The sequence below is a fragment of the uncultured Marinobacter sp. genome, from assembly GCF_963974375.1.
Classification (GTDB): Bacteria; Pseudomonadota; Gammaproteobacteria; order Pseudomonadales; family Oleiphilaceae; genus Marinobacter.
Genome location: NZ_CAXBDN010000064.1, coordinates 1 through 17,344, shown reverse-complemented (window position 1 = coordinate 17,344; position 17,344 = coordinate 1). Strand labels below are relative to the sequence as shown.

Here is a 17,344-nt window from a genome sequence, read left to right as displayed (position 1 = left end):
CTGAAGGAGATCGCAATGTTGTCGTAGCGGGCGAAGGCCTCCTTGAGAATCGCCCGCGGGCTTTTCCCGGCCAGATCGTCGTTCAGTTGCTGAAGATCACTCATGGATTCGCTGATGTCCTGTCGAAGGTAGTCGCTTTGTCACAGAGCCACACAATCTACCACTGCTGACGCCGGGTCTGAAGTAATCAGCAATCATAAGGTTATAAAGGATATGGCAGTGCAGGGTGTTGATGGTCGGTGCATTCGGTGGCGCTTTTTTTTATCATAGGCACCCTGATTACATTTCGCCGGCCCGATGCCGGTATTCAACAGGAGATCATTGTGGAACTTGCGTGCCTTGACCTTGAGGGAGTGCTGATCCCGGAAATCTGGATCGCGTTTGCGGAAAAAACCGGTATTGAAGAGCTCAAGGCCACTACCCGGGATATTCCTGACTACGACGTGTTGATGAAACAGCGTCTGAAATTGCTGGACCAGCACGGATATGGTCTGCCGGAGATCCAGGAAGTGATCGGTGGGCTGGACCCGCTGCCCGGCGCCCGCGAATTCCTTGACTGGCTGCGGGAGCGGTTTCAGGTGGTCATCCTGTCTGACACCTTCTACGAATTTGCCATGCCACTGATGAAAAAACTGGGGCACCCGGCACTGCTTTGCCACAAGCTGGAAGTCAACGACGAAGGTCGGATCACCAACTACCTGTTGCGTCAGCGGGATCCCAAGCGCCAGTCAGTGCGGGCGTTCCAGTTGCTCAACTACCGGGTGATTGCGGCCGGAGATTCCTACAACGATACCACCATGCTGACCCAGGCCGAGGCCGGCATTCTGTTTCACGCACCGGAAAACGTGATCCGCGAATTCCCCCAGTTTCCGGCGGTGCAGACCTTTGACGAGCTCAGGAACACCTTCCTGGAGCTGAGCGAGCGCTACTGAGCCTGATTCGCTCGATCCGGCAAGTCCAGGCAGGAGCAGGCAGGCCTGGATCCGGATTAAGAGGACGGCTGCAGGCTCTGTTCCAGCGTTTCCAGCAGCCGTCCGATCTTGATCAGGGACTCCTGATACTCTTCCGCCGGGTCCGAATCCGCCACAATGCCACAGCCGGCCCAGGCCTGAATGCTGCCATCCACCCGGGTCTGAAGGGTGCGAATGCCGATGTTGCTGTCCAGATTGTTATCGAACCCCCACCAGAACAGGCTGCCACAATAAGGTCCGCGGCGGTGTGGTTCCATGGCATCAATGATTTCCATGGCGCGCCGCTTCGGGGCTCCGGTAATGGAACCCCCGGGAAACGCCGACAGCAGGGCCTCAAAAGGTGTCACCGAGTGCTGCAGGGTTCCGGTGACGGTACTGACCAGCTGGTGGACGTTGCGATAACTCTCCACCTCAAACAGATCCGGAACCTTAACGGTATGGGGCTGGCAGAAATGGGACAGATCGTTTCGGATCAGATCCACAATCATCAGGTTCTCAGCGCCATCCTTATGGCTGCTCACCAGAGACTGGGCATAGGCCCGGTCCTGATCCGGATCTTCGCTGCGGGGGCGGGTGCCCTTGATGGGTTTGCTGGTTACCTCACCGTTACGGATTTCCAGAAACAGCTCCGGTGAAACGCTGAGCATCTGCCAGTCGCCGGCATCCAGATAGCCGCCATGGGGTACCGGAATAGCCTCCGACAAGGCCTGCCAGGCCGCAAACGGTCGACCGGTATACCAGGCCCTGAAAGTCTGGGACAGATTGGCCTGGTAACAGTCGCCAGCCTCAATGTAGGCCAGAATACGGCGGACACCGTCCTGATACTCGGTTTCGCTTTGCTGCGGGATGAACGGTTCGGTCAGGCTGAAGCCGCCGCCGGCAAAACCCTGACAGTCTTCCAGCGCCTGTTGTACCAGCAGTTTCAGGGGGGCAGGGCAGGTCGGGTGAAATTCGAGATCAGCGGTTTGCGGATTGGCGCCGGTGGCCTGGCGAACGGTCAGTTGCCACAGATACTGGCCGACCCAGCCGGAACTGTGGGGCTCGGGTTCGACACTGTGAAATCCGGGGACGGTGTAGCGCCCGGCCTCGTAAAACAGGACGCCGGCGATGCCACCGCAGCCGGTTGACAGCTTGTCACGGGCCAGGCCCTTGTGGCTAGCCAGAATGCTGCGAACGGTACCTTCGAATTCATCATGATCAGCAGGCAGAGACCAGCTTCGCACCGGCCAGGCGCTGTAACGGGTCTCACCAATGCGCTCACTGGCCAGGCAGACAAAGCCCGGCTGTTCCGACAGATGGCCGAGCAACTGGGGAAGTCGGAACAAGGGCACAGATTGGCGGCTTGTCATCGCAGAATCCGGATACCGAAGCAGAAAAATGGGGTGGCCATGATAACCTATTCGCCTGCCTGATACGTAACTCAGGCAATCCGAGATTATTCCCGCAGCCGGGGGCACTATGAAAAAGACGCTTCAGCGTCGCTGGCAGTACTGGATCAACCGAAGAATCCCCAGGTCAGACCGCTGTCGTTTCGACCGGCACAGCATCTTCATTCTGCCAACCGGCGCCGGAGTGCTGTTCGGCGTGCTGCTGCTGGTCATGCTGATCACCGGCATCAACTACCAGAACAGTCTGATCTACCTGCTCACGTTTATGCTGGGTGCGGTTTTTGTGGCGGCCATGCATCAGACCCATAACAATCTGTCCGGGCTGGAGCTGACCCTGCTGCGTCCTGGTGAGGGCTTTGCCGGTGACGACCTGCCGTTCTCGCTGCGCATTGCAGCAGACCACGAAGCCCAGGGTATCCAGCTGAGCTATCCGGACCAGTCACCGCTGACCCTGACGCTGTCCCGTGCCGAAATGGCGGACGGGGTGTTGTCGATACCGGTCCGGCAACGGGGGCTTTTTACCCCGGACCGGATTCGCATTGAAACACGATTTCCGTTCGGGTTGCTCAAGGCCTGGTCCTGGTTACGGCCAGAGACGCCGGCGGTGGTGTATCCACGGCCCATCAGGCCGGTACACGCTATGGAGGCAGTGGCGGACGGAGAAGAACTGGAAGCAACCCGGATCAGCCCCGGTCAGGATCAGGTTGAGCTGAGGCCCTGGCGGGAGGGCGATCTGAGTGCTCGTATTGACTGGAAGCGGTTTGCCCGCAACGGCGATATGAGCGTTGCGGACTGGCAGGGCGAGCAGGGCAGTCCCCAATGGCTGGACTATGACGCCTTTCCCGGTGTTGACCGGGAACTACGACTGAGTTACCTGGCATCGTTGGTGCTGGCAAGGGAGACAGCAGCACAGCCCTATGGCCTGCGTTTGCCGGGTCTGCGGCTGGAGCCGGACCTGGGGGCCAGTCACCGGGCCCGGTGTCTCCGAGCCCTGGGGCTGTTCGGGTTCGAGCGTCAGACCGGCAGCGCAGTAACCGCAGCCCGGGAAGCCGTTCAATGAGCCGGGCAAGATCTTGGCTGCGGGGCCGCCATCGTGGTAGCGCCGCCGCAAAGTCAGAGGCCGGCACGCTGCTGCCAACTCGTGCCCTGTTGTGGTTGCTGGCGGGCTTTCTGGTACTGCTGACACCCCAGTGGGACCGCTTGCCCTGGTGGCTGATTGTTGCCTGCCTGCTGCTGGCATTCTGGCGCTGGCTGGCTCAGCAGGGCACGGTAAGGCTTCCGGGCCGGTGGAGCCGCCTTGCGGTGATGGTGGCACTCACCGTGGCCTATGGGTTGACGGTGCGGGGACAGTTTTCCGTCGATACCGCCGCTTCTTTCTTCGTACTGGCGGTGGGTCTGAAATGGCTGGAAACCCGCAGTAGCCGGGATTTTTTCGTGCTGTTTTTTATCCTGACCTATCTGGCCTCGGTCAATTTCCTGTTTCAGCAGGGTATTCTCTGGACGTTGGTGAATCTGGCCGGTGTGGTGATTCTGCTGGTGTCGTTGCAGTTACTGCAGGGTGGCGGTACCGGAGCTTCCCTGAAAAGCCTGCGCAGACTGGCCGTGATGTCACTGAAAACCCTGCCGATCGTGGTGTTGCTGTTTGTGTTCTTTCCGCGAATGGCACCGCTGTGGAGTGTCCCACTGGTCAGTAGCGAGGCCCGTACCGGCATCTCGGACACCATGTCCCCCGGAGATATTTCAAGCCTGGCCCAGAGTCGCGAACGGGCATTCCGGGTGACCTTTGGTGGGGATATTCCTGCCCATCGGGAGCGCTACTGGCGGGGCCTGATCCTCGACCGCTTTGACGGTGAAACCTGGCGCCAGTGGCAGACCGAGCCGCAACTGCGACCGGGCCGGGTGGCGCTGGACGGTGGTGTCGGCGAGTTGCAGCCGGGGCAGTACGATGTGCTGATGGAAGCCTCAGGCCAGCGCTGGGTGTATGCCCTTGAAAACTCGGTGGCCAACTCCGATAACCTGCGACGGGCACCGGCGGGCCTGTTCCGGCTGCAGCGACCGGCCGACACCGCGGTGCGCTATCGTATGGGGTTGTCCGAGACCGGGGCCCTGAGCCGGGTTGATCCGCTGGTCGCGGAAAATCGCAGTCGTTACCTGCAACTGCCTTCCGGTACCAATCCAAGGGCGCGTTCGCTGGCAGAAGAGCTGCGGGCATCCAGTGAATCGCCATTGGCGCTGATTGGCACCCTGATGAATCGTTTTAACACCGAAGCCTATCATTACACCCTGCGCCCGCCGGAGATGCCGGACAACTCCGTTGACGCCCTGTTATTTGATGAAAAACGTGGCTTCTGTGCCCACTACGCCAGTGCCACCACGTTTTTACTGCGGGCTGCGGGGATTCCGGCACGGGTGGTGATTGGTTATCAGGGCGGCGTCAGCGGTGCCGGTGGCGAGTATCTGATCGTTCGCCAGTACGACGCCCATGCCTGGGTAGAAGCCTGGATTGATGGCGCTGGCTGGGTGCGGGTCGATCCTACCGCAGCCATTGCGCCGGATCGTATCGAGCTGGGCATCCAGGATGCCATGGCCGATGAGGGCTCGTTCCTGGAGAATGCCTGGGCCTCCCCCGAGCGCTACCGTAATATTCCGGGGATTCAGTGGATGAGTCTGCAAATGGACCGCCTCAACTATAACTGGCAGCGCTGGGTGGTGGGCTATCAGGGCCAGTTCCAGATGGATCTGATGAGCCGGCTGCCTGGCAATATCGGACTCAGGGAGCTGGGGTATATCACAGCTGGTGTGCTGGGCCTGGCCATGCTGATTGCCGGCGTTGTTGCGGTGTTCAGGCACCACGGCGGTTCTCGTCGTGATCCGGCAGCACGGCTGATCGCAAGCTGGATGAGGTTGCTTGAAAAACAGGGGGTGCAGGTGCCCGCAGGGGCAACGCCTGATCAGCTTGCCAGACTTACCCGGGAACATCAGCCCCGGGCCGCTAAACCGGCAGGGAACTTTGCGGCAGCCCTGAACAGCCATTACTATGGGCCTTCCAGCACTGCCAGCGCCCGGCGCACAGCCTTGTCTCAGGCTGAACTGAAACAACAGCTAGGCAGTGTGCGCCGGGCCATCGCCCGGCGCCGCAACGGATAGAGGAATACCCGACCTTGCAGGAACTTACCCACACCATGCCCTGGCTGGCGGACGCTGCGGAAACCCTGGCTCAGGCCCTGGACCAGAACCGTATGGCCCACGCCGTGTTGCTGACTGGCGACCGGGGTGTTGGCAAGCGTCGGCTGGCGAATGCCTTTGCGGCCCTGCTGGCCTGTGAGCGACGCACCCCCGGTAGCAGGCAACCCTGCGGACAGTGTCGACAGTGCCAGCTGGTGGAAGGGGAGTCGCATCCTGATATCCGGGTGTATCAGCCAGAAAAATCGAAAATGATCAAAATAGACCAGATCCGCGCCCTGTCGGCCTTTGCCGTCGCCTCGCCCCAGGTGGGCGCGCTGAAGGTGATTATTCTTGATCGTGCTGACCAGCTCAATATCAACGCCGCCAATGCGCTGCTGAAAACCCTTGAGGAACCGGTGGCGGACGTGGTGCTGTTGTCGCTGCAGGAAACCGGGCGCCCGGTGTTGCCCACCATACGTTCCCGCTGCCGGGTGCTGCCCATTGCGACCCCGAATGAGGCAGCAGCGCTGGCGTGGCTCGCTCAGCAGACGGTAACCGCCACCGCCGACAGCGTCGCGCCCGGCCCCGACCACAGTGAAGCGGCCGTTGCGCTGCGCCTGGCCGGTGGCGCTCCCGGGCTGGCGTTGACCTATCTGAACAGCGGTTTCCTGGAACAGAGAAAGACGGCGATCGAGGCCTTTCGCCAGTTTATGAAGGGTGCGGTCACCGTGGCTGAAGCCACGCGCAGCTTTCGCAGCCTCGGCCACGAAGCCGTACTCTGGCTGATGGAGAATTGGGCCGCTGATCTGGCGCGAGTGACCTCGGGTGGTGCCGCCCGCGACCATGACCTGGCGGAAGTGGTTGGCTACCTGGCGAAGAACAATGCTCCCTGGCGGGCACATGAAATTGCGGAAGAGATTCGTGAATCCCGCCTCGCCATGGTCAATAATGCGAGTCTGGACCTGGAAATCTCGCGCCTGCTCATGTGCTGGCAAGCGCTGATGCCCCGGCGACAGGCCCGGGCGGACACCGGACACCAGCGCCTGCTATGATCAGGCGCTGACAACAAAACATTCTGATTTCTCTGGAGGCTACCCAATGGGGCCGGGATTTGGCGCACGCAGTGGCATTCTTACCCTGACCATCAAGGACAAGGCCGTACTTTACGCCGCCTACATGCCTTATATCCGTCAGGGAGGCCTGTTTATTCCAACCCAGAAGCAGTACCAGTTAGGTGATGAGGTGTTTCTGCTGCTCAACCTGATGGACGAGCCGGAAAAGATTCCGGTAGCCGGCAAGGTGGTGTGGATTACTCCGCGGGGCGCCCAGGGCAACCGGGCATCGGGCATCGGGGTTCAGTTTAACGGTGAGGATGAAACGGCCCGAACCAAGATTGAATCCTATCTGGCCGGTTCCCTGAACTCGGACCGACCCACTCACACCATGTAAACCCTTGGGCCGGTGAACCGCAGCCCGGTCTGCCGGTCACAGGTCTTGTTCTGTCCGGTTGCGCCGGCTCGGTTTCCTGTCTGGCGCGTTGCAATCATTCTGTCGGCATCGGGCAGATATCCATTTTCGTTCGGAGAATCCATGAATCAACCGTTACAGGCGGACGTTTCCGCAGGATTTGAACGCTCCTGGGAGGAAGTGCGTTGGCCGCTCAGGCACATGACGCTGGCTGGCTTGCACTGGCCTGCTGCTGACCATGCTCGCGAAGGTGTGCCGGTGGTCATGCTTCATGGCTGGCTGGATAACAGCCTGAGCTTTGCCCGGCTGGCACCGGAGCTGACATCGTTCGGCGATGTGTGGGCTCTGGACATGGCGGGCCACGGTTTGTCTGACCATCGCCCGGAAGGCCAGAGTTATCTGCTGGCAGACTATGTAGCCGATCTTGCCGAGCTTCTGGACACGCATTTCGAAAGCCCCGTGGATCTGGTCGGTCACAGTCTGGGTGGCATAGTGGCGATGCTCTACACGGCGGCCTTCCCGGAAAAGGTACGGCGGCTGGTGATGATAGACAGTCTGGGGCCTATCACCAAATCCCCGGAAGAGACTGTCAGCCAATTGCGCAAGGGTATTCTGAAGCGGCTTTCCGGTTCCGGAAAAAGTGCCGGCTACCCCACCATTGACGATGCGGCTGCGGCCAGGACCGGTGGTCGCAATCCCCTGTCACCGGAGGTGGCCAGACTGCTGGTGTCGAGAAACCTGAAAACCTCCGGGAACGGTTACGAATGGTGCACAGACCCGAGGTTACGGCACCCGTCCATGATGGTGTTTGCTGAACAGCAGGCGCTGGCCTGTCTCGAGGCGGTCGAAACCCGATCATTGCTGCTGCGTGCTGCGGATGGTCTGCTGGGTGACCGGAGTCGCTGGGAAACCCGTCTGGGGGCTATGCCCGGGCTTACAGAAGTGGTGATTTCCGGTTCTCACCACTGTCATCTGGATGGTGATACCGGCCCTGTTTCCCGTGCAATCAAGGCATTTCTTGATGATGTATAAATGGTTTGTCAAACAGCTCCCGGCGCTTGCGGTCGTCGCTGCAGTGGCAGGGGTGACTGCGCAGCCGCTCCAGGCGGACACCGGACTGATGGCCGATTTCCCGCAGGCCCGGGTCGAGGCTGAAGTACCGATTCGTTCGCCCGGTCACCGGGTCATGCTGAGCCCGATCCGGGAAATCCGTAACGAAATCCGTTCGGAATCCATGGCCCGGGTGCCGGTGGAGGGTCAGGGTCGTCTTTTGCAGATCGGCCCTGATACCGGAAGAGCCGACGCCCGCAGCTGGTATCGTCGACAACTCGAAAAACTCGGCGCCCAGTTCCTGTTCGAGTGCACAGGCCGCGATTGCGGGCGTAGCAACGTCTGGGCAAACCAGATTTTCAATCAGTCGACGCTGTATGGCCGCGACGAGAACCAGGATTATCTGGTGGCGGGTGTACTGGATGAGGCGGGCAGTGGCTGGCTGGCCCTGGTTTATACCGTGACCCGTGGCAACCAGCGGGAATACGTCTGGGTTGAAGAGCTGAAGCTGGGTGAGGGCAGTCAGGTGCCCGGATTCAGTCTCGGCGATGGCCGCATTCGCGGGCCGGTGGTGGTGCCCTGGAGCGGTGCGGCGAGTCACCGTTTTGACTGGGATGGTGAAACCCGGCGCAGCCTGCTGGAATGGGCCTCTGAACCTGGTAGCCGGATAATCATCAACAGCTTCTCGGAGCTGCGCCAACAGGAAACCCTGGAGCAATCCATGGCCCGTGCCCAGGCGGCCGCCGATGCCATGGCTGCCCTGCTGGACCGTTCCGGGGTGCCAGCCGCAAAGCAGGTCAAGATCATTGTGGGTCCGGCGGTTCGGGTAGGTATCGCCGAACGCCGGGGTGACCGTATTGAGCTGATGGTGGTGCGGGAACCCTGATTGAATAAGGTAAAGGCGTAACAGATGACTGATAGTAAAGATGTTCAGAAGACAGCTGGCGCGCCCGGGGCCACCGATGACCCGGGTCCGGAAATGGCGTCCGGTGGTACCGGTGCGGTAACAGCGGACAAGTTGTCTGATCAGGCCCGGCCAGAAGGTGGTGATACCAGGGTGACCGCGCCCCGCAGGAAAACCGTCGCCCTGGCATTGGGCAGCGGTGGCGCCCGGGGCTACGCCCATATCGGTGCCATCGAAGTGCTGGAAGAGCGCGGCTACGACATTATCGCCATTTCAGGGTGCTCGATGGGTGCACTGATCGGCGGTATCTATGCCGCTGGCAAACTGCAGGACTATAAGGATTGGGTAACCGGACTCGGGCAGTTCGATGTACTGAAACTGCTGGATATCACCCTGAACAGCGTCGGGGCAATCCGGGGCGAGAAAATCTTCATGGTGGTTCGGGAGATGCTGGGGGATATCCGCATCGAGGATCTGCCGATCGGCTTCACGGCGGTAGCGACGGATCTGCTTGGTCATAAGGAAATCTGGTTTCAGGAAGGACCTCTGGAGCAGGCAATTCGGGCGTCAGTGGCCATACCCGGGCTGGTTACGCCGGTGGTGCTCAATGGCCGTGTTCTGGTAGACGGCGCCCTGCTGAACCCGCTACCGATTGTGCCCACCATCTCCGCCCACGCCGATCTGGTATTTGCGGTCAACCTGAGTGGTGAGGACGATCGTCGCCAACGTATTCCCGATGCGGCCTTCCATAACCCCGACGAAAGTGGCGAACTGGAGGAGTGGATCGACAAGATCCGTGACAAGGCCTCCCGCTGGTTTGACTGGGATGCCTTCAGGTCGTTCGGAGGTCGTCGTGATGGCAGTGGTGGCCCGGGCCATGACACCACCGAAGAAAAAATCAGTGAAGCTGCCTTCAGGGCAGAGCAGAAAAAGGCGGAAGAACGTTCTGCAGATTCATCGCATAATCCGTTGGCAAAAGCATCGGACAAGGCAAAATCCGTTGTCAAATCCTCCGCGAAGCCCGCTGCCAGGGACCATGATATCAGTACCATCGACTGGGAGAAGCTGGGGATTGGCAAGTTCGACATCATGAACCTGACTATCGAGACCATGCAGAGCGCGCTGGTTCAGTACAAGCTGGCCGGATATCCGCCGGATCTGCTGATCAATGTGCCCAAGAACAGCTGCCGGACCTACGATTATCACCAGGCACCGGAGATGATACAGATCGGTCGTGAACGGATGAATGCGGCGCTTGATCGGTTCGAACAGAACCAGAGCAGTTCCGGGCCGCTGGCAGTCTGAAACCAGGCCGGTCAGCCCCGGAGGCAAGCCGGTGCCGGGACTGCCGCTGGCCGGGTAATGTGCGTATAATCCGGCACTGACACCCATTGCCGTGCTCCGCAGACCGGAGCACGGCCAGGCTGAAGGATCTGCATGTGACCCGCCCGATTGATGACCTGATTACCGTCCGGGACTATCTGCGCTACGCCGCCACCCGTTTCACCGAAGCTGGCATCTATTTTGGCCATGGCACGGACAACCCCTGGGACGAAGCTGTACTTCTGGTCATGCGCAGCCTGCACCTGCCGCTGGAGAACAACACTCTGTTCCTGGATGCGCGCCTGATCAGGGACGAGCGACAGCTTATACTGGAACGGATAGAACGCCGCATCCACGAGCGTACGCCGGCGGCCTATCTGGTCGGTGAGGGGTGGTTCATGGGGCTGCCCTTCAAGGTGGACGAGCGGGTACTGATTCCCCGATCCCCGCTGGCGGAGCTGATTCAGTCCGGACTGCAGCCCTGGCTTGCTGATCAGGACGTGCAGCGGGTGCTGGACCTGTGCACCGGCAGCGGCTGCATCGGCATTGCCACCGCCACCGTGTTCGAGGATGCCTCGGTGGATCTGGCGGACATCTCCACTGATGCTCTGGACGTGGCGCAAAGCAACATCGAGTTTCACGAACTGACCGACCGGGTGCAGGTCATTCATTCGGATCTGTTTGACTCGGTGGCCGGTCAATACGACGTTATCATCAGCAATCCGCCCTATGTGGACGCCGAAGACCTGGCGGCCATGCCCGAAGAGTTCCGGCATGAACCGGCCCTGGGTCTTGCTGCCGGCCATGATGGCCTGGATATCGCCCACCGGATTCTGGCGGAAGCGTCAGACTATCTTAATCCTGGGGGGTTACTGATTGTAGAAGTGGGTAACAGCTGGGTTGCCCTGGAAAATGCCTATCCGGAACTGCCGTTTACCTGGCTCGAATTTGCTCACGGCGGTGAGGGAGTGTTTTTGCTGACAGCGGAAGATCTGCTGCAATGGAAGCAATCCAAAGCATAAACCAAATTATTAAAAATACTGGATAAGATACTGAATTATGTCGGGAAACACGTTCGGAAAATTGTTCACGGTGACCTCGTTCGGAGAGAGCCACGGGGTGGCTCTGGGCTGCATTATCGATGGCTGTCCTCCCGGACTGGAACTGAGCGAGGCGGACCTTCAGGGTGATCTCGACCGGCGTAAACCGGGTACCTCCCGCCACACCACCCAGCGTCGGGAAGCGGACGAAGTCAGAATCCTGTCTGGCGTGTTTGAAGGCAAGACTACGGGAACGCCCATTGGTCTGATGATCGAGAATACCGATCAGCGCTCCAAGGACTATTCCAAAATTTCAGAACAGTTCCGGCCCGCCCATGCTGACTACACCTATGCCCACAAATACGGGGTCCGGGATTACCGGGGTGGCGGCCGGTCATCGGCCCGGGAGACAGCCATGCGGGTGGCGGCCGGTGCGGTGGCCCGCAAGTTCCTGGCGGAACGCCTGGGCATCCGGATCCGGGGCTATCTGTCCGAGCTGGGCCCCATAGGCATCGAGCGGCTGGACTGGGATCAGGTTCATCAGAACCCGTTCTTCTGCCCCGACGCCGACAAGGTGCCCGAGATGGAAGCCTACATGGACGCCCTGCGCAAGGAGGGTAACTCCATTGGTGCGCGCATCAATGTGGTGGCGGAAGGCGTGCCCCCTGGTCTCGGTGAGCCTATCTTCGACCGCCTGGATGCGGACCTGGCCCATGCCCTGATGAGCATCAATGCGGTCAAGGGTGTGGAGATTGGTGCCGGCTTTGGCTGTATCGCCCAGAAAGGCACCGAGCATCGCGACGAACTGACCCCGGAAGGTTTTCTGTCGAATCATTCCGGCGGGGTGCTGGGGGGAATTTCCTCGGGTCAGCCGATTCTCGCCAGTATTGCCCTGAAGCCTACTTCCAGCCTGCGTCTGGCGGGTCGCAGTATTGATGTGCATGGCAATCCGGTGGAGGTGATCACCACCGGTCGTCACGACCCCTGTGTCGGTATCCGCGCCACCCCGATCGCGGAAGCGATGATGGCCATCGTGCTGATGGACCATTACCTGCGTCATCGTGGTCAGAACGCTGATGTCACCGTATCCACCCCCGACATCGGTCAGCTTTGATCTGGCTGAACCGGCCTGATTCCGGGCCGGTTCATCGCCGGCCCCGTTCCGGTTACCATATTATTTCAGCCCTGCAGGACGTTGATACCCTGGTTGCTGAGCGGGCAGGTCTGCTGATTGGTTGACCGACCGGTATCCGAAGGAGTGCTCACCATCTACTGGCGCCTGTCGAATCTGTATTTCTGGTTCTTCGCCCTGTTGGGCGGTCTGCTGCCTTACTGGTCGCTGTACCTCGAGGGGAGAGGCTTTTCCTACATGGAAATCGCCACCCTGATGGCCACCATTCAGCTGACCAAAATCATTGCCCCCAGCCTCTGGGGCTGGCTTGGTGACCGCTCCGGCCAGCGGGTCAGGCTGGTTCGCCTGGGGGCGGTGGTAGGTTCGTTCTGTTTTCTCGGCGTGTTTCTGGAACCCGGGTTCTACGGCCTGCTGCTGGTCATGCTGGTGTTCACCTTTTTCTGGAATGCCATCCTGCCATTGTATGAAGTCATTACCCTGGGTGTGCTTGGCCGTGACAAGGATCGCTATGGCAAGGTGCGACTGTGGGGCTCGGTGGGTTTCATTGGTGCTGTGGCCCTGGTAGGAGGGGTACTGGAGCTGATTCCCATCAGCTGGTTGCCCTGGATTCTGCTACCGGTATTTGTGGGTATCTGTGTGTCGGCTTACCTGGTGCCCGCCGAGGGGGGCCAGCGCAAGCCACCGGCCCCGAAGGGCAGCCTGAAGCGAATCATCAGTCATCCGGCGGTGATCACTTTTTTCCTGATGAACTTCCTGCTGCAGGTCTCTCACGGCGCCTATTACACCTTTTTCAGTATCCACCTGGAGCAACACGGCTACGGCAAGCTCTCCATCGGTCTGCTGTGGTCACTGGGGGTACTGGCGGAAATCGGATTGTTTCTGGTGATGCACCGGCTGTCGCGCTGGTTCACGGTCCGTCAGATCGCCATCGCCGCGCTGCTGCTGACCATGGTGCGCTGGATACTGATTGCCGAAGCCACCCACATGGTGCCGGTACTGATCTTTGCCCAGCTGCTGCATGCCGCTTCCTACGGCGCGTTGCATGTAATCTCGGTGCAGTATGTACAGGGCTTTTTCGGAGAGCAGCACCACGGTCAGGGTCAGGCACTCTACAGCGGCCTGACTTTCGGCGCCGGCGGCGCGGTGGGGGCCTGGCTGTCGGGATATCTGGCCGGAGGCTTCAGCACCTCCATGGCCTTCTGGGGCGGCGCCATTGCCATGGCAGTGGCGGTGGTGGTGACCTGGCGGGGCCTGCAGGCACCACCGAAAGGGTAGCTCGGGTGGTTCATGGTAGCCAGTGCCAGCCATTAGCCAGGGAAAGGCTCAGGCCGTCATCAGAATAATGCTGAGAGCCGCTACGTAGACAGAAAGAATGGCGGCACTTTCGAACCCGATGCGGCCGATGCCGTAGGTCTCCCGCCGCACCATGCCAAGTAACAGGATGGCCGTCATCAGAATGCTGACCAGTCCCCAGGTCATCTGTACGGGTGCCATGTCATGGTAGATGGAGCCACCCGGATAGCCGGCGTCGGCTGCAGCCACCACCAGCATATTGAAACAGTTGGTGCCGAAGATGTTGCTGACCGCCAGAGTCAGTGCGCCATAGCGTATGGCAGCGATGGTGGTGACCAGCTCCGGTGATGACGTGGCCAGCGCGGTCAACAGGCCGCCCACCACGGTGTCGGACAATCCGGTGAGATCCGCTATGCCTTTGGCCGCCTCCATCAGTACCCAGCCGGCGAGGCCAATTACCACCGCCAGGGCAAGGAAACTGAGCCAGGCCGCCATCAGCGTTCCGGAATGTTGCTGCTCGGGTGTGTCAGGAACGGTCTGGCGTGTGTGTCGCGGAAACCACATGGGTTTGATGCGGGCGCGCTCAACCAGGTGCAGCCCGAACAGATAGGCGACGACAATGACCGGTGTTACCGGATGCACGCTCCACCGGGCCACCGATGGTGAAACAATGGCCAGCAGCGGTAACGTCAGCAGCACAATGAGCAACGCGGCCAGCATGAGGTTCACAGACGAGGCGGCAGCATGTTCAAGGTTGGCTTTTCGATAAACCATATCGGCGACGCCAAGAAACGCCAGGTTTACTGCCATGCTACCCATGACATTACTCATGGCCAGGTCCGGGCGGGAATCCATCGCCGCGCTGAGCGTCGCCGCGAAGTCCGGCAGGGAAGTCACGCCGGCCAGCAGCAGTACCCCGAACAGGGCCTCACCCAGGCCAGTCCGGTCAGCAAGCTCATCCGCTAACCGGGTCAGCCGGGTGCCGGCAACGATGATGGCAAGGGTGGCAATGGCAAAGATGATGATGTTGGAGGTCAGGGATGAAAACACCGGGCACCTGTAATTGAAACCATAGGGCTATACTACACCAACAGGATGACCAGGAGATGCCAGGATGCAGAGTACCGATGACTCTAACGGTAAACGCGTTGTTACCGTTTTAGCGCGCTGGGGATACGCGGCGCGGGGTATGGTCTATCTGTTGGTGGGCGGGCTGGCCGTGCTGGCGGCTTTTGGTCAGGGAGGCGGCGAGACCACAGATAGCAGGGGAGCCCTGGAAAGTCTGCTGACAGCGCCTCATGGTCGGGTTGTTCTGGGCATTATTGCCTTCGGCCTGGTGGGTTATGCCTTGTGGCGCGCCATTCAGGCAGTTATTGATACTGACAGTCATGGCCTTGGGGTCAAAGGTATCGCTATCCGCTCCGGACTGCTGATCAGCTCGTTTACCCATATCCTCCTGGCCGGATTTGCCGCCCGTCTGGCCACCGCCCTGGGACAGTCGTCCACGGAATCAGGTAATGGCTCAGAGGGCGCGGTTACGTGGCTGATGAGTCAGCCGGCAGGTCGCTGGCTGGTGGCCGCTGTAGGCGTGGTCATTATCGGAGCAGGCATTGCCCATGGCCTGAAAGGCTGGAAGGCCAGGTTTCACGAACATTTTGACATGCCTCCCGATATTCAGCGCTGGGCCTACCCGGTGTGCCGGTTCGGCCTGGTGATCCGGGGGCTGGTCTTTCTCATGATCGGTGGGTTTTTCATCATCGCCGCCTATCAGTTCAACCCTGACGAAGCCGGAGGCCTGACCGAGGTGTTCCACACACTGCAAAGCCAGCCCTTCGGCCCGTGGCTGCTGACCTTCGTGGCGGTCGGTTTGTTCTCATTCGGGGTGTACAGTCTGCTGGAGGCCATATTCCGGCGGGTGAATATCTAGTCCCCCGTCTGGTTTACTCGCTGATCTAATGAGCCATTGACAGCGAAGCTTTCAATGGCTCCCGAAGGGCGCCCCCTATAGCCTGTGGGTACCTAGCTCTATGAGTTGCCCGGTCATGCTTCGGCGGGCAGGTCTTGCAGGAGACCTGCCATGTCATCGGCGTGCTCTTCTTCCTGAGCCAGAATATCCTCCAGAATTCGCCGTGATGTCGGATCGTCGTCGCCCAGGTAACGGATGATCTCCCGGTAGCTGTCGATGGCAATGCGCTCGGCAACCAGGTCTTCGGTGATCATTTCTCTCAGGTTCTCACCTTCAATGAACTCCGCGTGGGAGCGGCTCAACAGGCCGTCAGGGGAAAAGTTGGGTTTGCCGCCGAGCTGGACAATTCGTTCCGCCAGCCAGTCGGCATGCTGCTGTTCCTGGTTGGCGTGTTCGAGAAACTCGGCTGCCGCAACGTTCGCATTGATACCGTCGGCACGGAAATAGTGGCTCTTGTAGCGAAGGGTGCAGACAATTTCGGTGGCCAGGGCCTCGTTGAGAATATTGATGACGTTCTCCCGGTTGGCTGTATAGCCTTCGGTGACAGCGCCTTCTTCAATGTGCCTGCGCGCGCGTTCCCGCAGGGTTTTGACGTCGGTCAGAAATGGTTTGTCGGTCACGATAGGCCTCCGTTTGATTCGTAGGAATGTCCAATAACACTACTACAGCTTACAGAATCACTTCGGGGTTTACATTGCGGTTTTTTTAGCCGGTCTTTCTGCACAGAGTCATACGTTCATTCCGGTTATGGGAAACATTTGCAGTGCCCTCAGGGTGAGGATTTCTCCGGCGATGCCGCCCAACTGGTGTAGCCAAGCTCCATGATACGGGCGACTTCGGTATCGGGAACTGCCGACAGGTCACCCAGCTCCAGAGTGTCGTAATGGAACGCGTAAAGTCGGGAGGCAAACTGGGCGATGGGCAGGGAGGCTTCGCCACGAAACTCACCGTGGCGCCGGGTTGAGCAGGTGATGCCCTGGCCCCAGTCCTGTCCGCTGTCGTTGTTGGGATTGAAGAAGTAGACCCGCATCTCGTTGTGGGGGCTTAGCCCGACCCGCAGAATGTTGATGGCGTGGCGGCCGACAAAGCGGGCGGCGCTGTCGGTAACGGCGATACCGGCCGGCTGAGCGTGGATCACAGGCATGTTGCCGTTGAAGAAAGGGTGGTAGCTGGCGTAGAAACAGCGGATAAAGTCTTCGTAGTCGCGCACTTCGCCGGTGTGGACGTCGGCCACCACCCGGAATCCGTGGCTGACCCACCAGCCATAGAATTCGGGGTTGATCCAGCGGTGGGCATCGTCATCCCGACGTTCACAGCGCCGCCACATCTCCCCATAGATGCGATCGAGATGGGGAATCAGGATCAGCGATACCGGGTCCACATCGACAGGAGTTCCGGTGACCAGCCCGGGTTTCAGATCCCTGGAAGATACGTTCTCACCCTCGAACCGGGTCAGCACTTCGTTGTCCCGGGCCGCCCAGGCCAACACCTGCAAAAGGTAGTCAGCTTCGCCGGATGCCCATACCGACAGACCAATGGCTGACTGGCAGGTGGGATTGTTGCCCTGGCCCACACCCAGCGGCTGTCCCAGCAGGTTGATGACACCGGCCAGCAGAAAGACTCGCGGCGGGACCGCCTTGCCAAA

Annotated in this window: 15 protein-coding genes and 1 pseudogene; 12 read left to right on the top strand and 4 right to left on the bottom strand. The window is 60.0% G+C overall.

Annotated elements, in window-relative coordinates:
• The first annotated feature begins 323 nt into the window (after positions 1-323).
• Positions 324-932: a bifunctional phosphoserine phosphatase/homoserine phosphotransferase ThrH gene (thrH, locus tag AAC035_RS07595; protein ID WP_339802056.1), complete on the top strand. Its 609-nt coding sequence runs from the start codon at positions 324-326 to the stop codon at positions 930-932.
• A gap of 56 nt (positions 933-988) precedes the next feature.
• On the opposite strand, the gene AAC035_RS07590 is transcribed toward thrH, so the two are convergent.
• The gene (locus tag AAC035_RS07590) at positions 989-2,320 is read right to left on the bottom strand and encodes an anthranilate synthase component I family protein (protein ID WP_339802054.1); all 1,332 of its coding nucleotides are present in this window, start codon (positions 2,318-2,320) and stop codon (positions 989-991) included.
• 109 nt (positions 2,321-2,429) lie between these two features.
• Between AAC035_RS07590 and AAC035_RS07585 the strand changes: the two genes are divergently transcribed.
• From AAC035_RS07585 to AAC035_RS07540, 10 genes are all read left to right on the top strand, one after another.
• Positions 2,430-3,419, top strand: coding sequence for a DUF58 domain-containing protein (locus tag AAC035_RS07585; RefSeq protein WP_339802051.1), 990 nt, complete (start codon positions 2,430-2,432; stop codon positions 3,417-3,419).
• Complete coding sequence (locus AAC035_RS07580; protein WP_339802048.1) at positions 3,416-5,506, top strand: transglutaminaseTgpA domain-containing protein; 2,091 nt, start codon at positions 3,416-3,418, stop codon at positions 5,504-5,506. Before AAC035_RS07585 ends, AAC035_RS07580 begins: the two co-directional genes overlap by 4 nt.
• Positions 5,507-5,520: 14 nt before the next feature.
• Complete coding sequence (gene holB / locus AAC035_RS07575; RefSeq protein WP_339802045.1) at positions 5,521-6,576, top strand: DNA polymerase III subunit delta'; 1,056 nt, start codon at positions 5,521-5,523, stop codon at positions 6,574-6,576.
• A 46-nt stretch (positions 6,577-6,622) separates the two neighbouring features.
• Entirely contained in the window at positions 6,623-6,973 is a 351-nt protein-coding gene (locus AAC035_RS07570) for a PilZ domain-containing protein (RefSeq protein ID WP_339802043.1), read from the top strand.
• A 141-nt stretch (positions 6,974-7,114) separates the two neighbouring features.
• Positions 7,115-8,023: an alpha/beta hydrolase gene (locus AAC035_RS07565; RefSeq protein ID WP_339802041.1), complete on the top strand. Its 909-nt coding sequence runs from the start codon at positions 7,115-7,117 to the stop codon at positions 8,021-8,023.
• Positions 8,013-8,927: a DUF4892 domain-containing protein gene (locus AAC035_RS07560; protein WP_339802037.1), complete on the top strand. Its 915-nt coding sequence runs from the start codon at positions 8,013-8,015 to the stop codon at positions 8,925-8,927. The genes AAC035_RS07565 and AAC035_RS07560 overlap by 11 nt, the downstream gene beginning before the upstream one ends.
• A gap of 24 nt (positions 8,928-8,951) precedes the next feature.
• Complete coding sequence (locus AAC035_RS07555) at positions 8,952-10,250, top strand: patatin-like phospholipase family protein (protein ID WP_339802035.1); 1,299 nt, start codon at positions 8,952-8,954, stop codon at positions 10,248-10,250.
• 134 nt (positions 10,251-10,384) lie between these two features.
• On the top strand, positions 10,385-11,290 hold the full coding sequence (gene prmB / locus AAC035_RS07550; protein WP_339802032.1) for a 50S ribosomal protein L3 N(5)-glutamine methyltransferase: 906 nt from the start codon (positions 10,385-10,387) through the stop codon (positions 11,288-11,290).
• Between the two features lie 37 nt (positions 11,291-11,327).
• Positions 11,328-12,422: a chorismate synthase gene (gene aroC, locus AAC035_RS07545; protein ID WP_339802029.1), complete on the top strand. Its 1,095-nt coding sequence runs from the start codon at positions 11,328-11,330 to the stop codon at positions 12,420-12,422.
• A 117-nt stretch (positions 12,423-12,539) separates the two neighbouring features.
• A complete protein-coding gene (locus AAC035_RS07540) occupies positions 12,540-13,715 on the top strand; it encodes an MFS transporter (RefSeq protein ID WP_339802026.1) in 1,176 nt (391 codons plus the stop codon).
• A gap of 48 nt (positions 13,716-13,763) precedes the next feature.
• On the opposite strand, the gene AAC035_RS07535 is transcribed toward AAC035_RS07540, so the two are convergent.
• Positions 13,764-14,783, bottom strand: a complete 1,020-nt coding sequence (locus tag AAC035_RS07535; RefSeq protein WP_339802024.1) for a sodium:calcium antiporter — start codon at positions 14,781-14,783, stop codon at positions 13,764-13,766.
• A 64-nt stretch (positions 14,784-14,847) separates the two neighbouring features.
• Between AAC035_RS07535 and AAC035_RS07530 the strand changes: the two genes are divergently transcribed.
• Complete coding sequence (locus AAC035_RS07530) at positions 14,848-15,660, top strand: DUF1206 domain-containing protein (RefSeq protein WP_339802021.1); 813 nt, start codon at positions 14,848-14,850, stop codon at positions 15,658-15,660.
• A gap of 113 nt (positions 15,661-15,773) precedes the next feature.
• On the opposite strand, the gene AAC035_RS07525 is transcribed toward AAC035_RS07530, so the two are convergent.
• Positions 15,774-16,319, bottom strand: coding sequence for a ferritin-like domain-containing protein (locus AAC035_RS07525; protein ID WP_339802019.1), 546 nt, complete (start codon positions 16,317-16,319; stop codon positions 15,774-15,776).
• A gap of 149 nt (positions 16,320-16,468) precedes the next feature.
• A pseudogene (locus AAC035_RS07520) lies at positions 16,469-17,344 on the bottom strand (hypothetical protein); the annotation flags it as partial.

Coding starts and splice junctions, on each gene's coding strand:
- AAC035_RS07560 (WP_339802037.1), top strand. CDS start 8,013: ATGATGTATAAATGGTTTGTCAAACAGCTCCCGGCGCTTGCGGTCGTC.
- AAC035_RS07530 (WP_339802021.1), top strand. CDS start 14,848: ATGCAGAGTACCGATGACTCTAACGGTAAACGCGTTGTTACCGTTTTA.
- aroC (WP_339802029.1), top strand. CDS start 11,328: ATGTCGGGAAACACGTTCGGAAAATTGTTCACGGTGACCTCGTTCGGA.
- AAC035_RS07580 (WP_339802048.1), top strand. CDS start 3,416: ATGAGCCGGGCAAGATCTTGGCTGCGGGGCCGCCATCGTGGTAGCGCC.
- AAC035_RS07565 (WP_339802041.1), top strand. CDS start 7,115: ATGAATCAACCGTTACAGGCGGACGTTTCCGCAGGATTTGAACGCTCC.
- AAC035_RS07585 (WP_339802051.1), top strand. CDS start 2,430: ATGAAAAAGACGCTTCAGCGTCGCTGGCAGTACTGGATCAACCGAAGA.
- AAC035_RS07570 (WP_339802043.1), top strand. CDS start 6,623: ATGGGGCCGGGATTTGGCGCACGCAGTGGCATTCTTACCCTGACCATC.
- AAC035_RS07555 (WP_339802035.1), top strand. CDS start 8,952: ATGACTGATAGTAAAGATGTTCAGAAGACAGCTGGCGCGCCCGGGGCC.
- AAC035_RS07590 (WP_339802054.1), bottom strand. CDS start 2,320: ATGACAAGCCGCCAATCTGTGCCCTTGTTCCGACTTCCCCAGTTGCTC.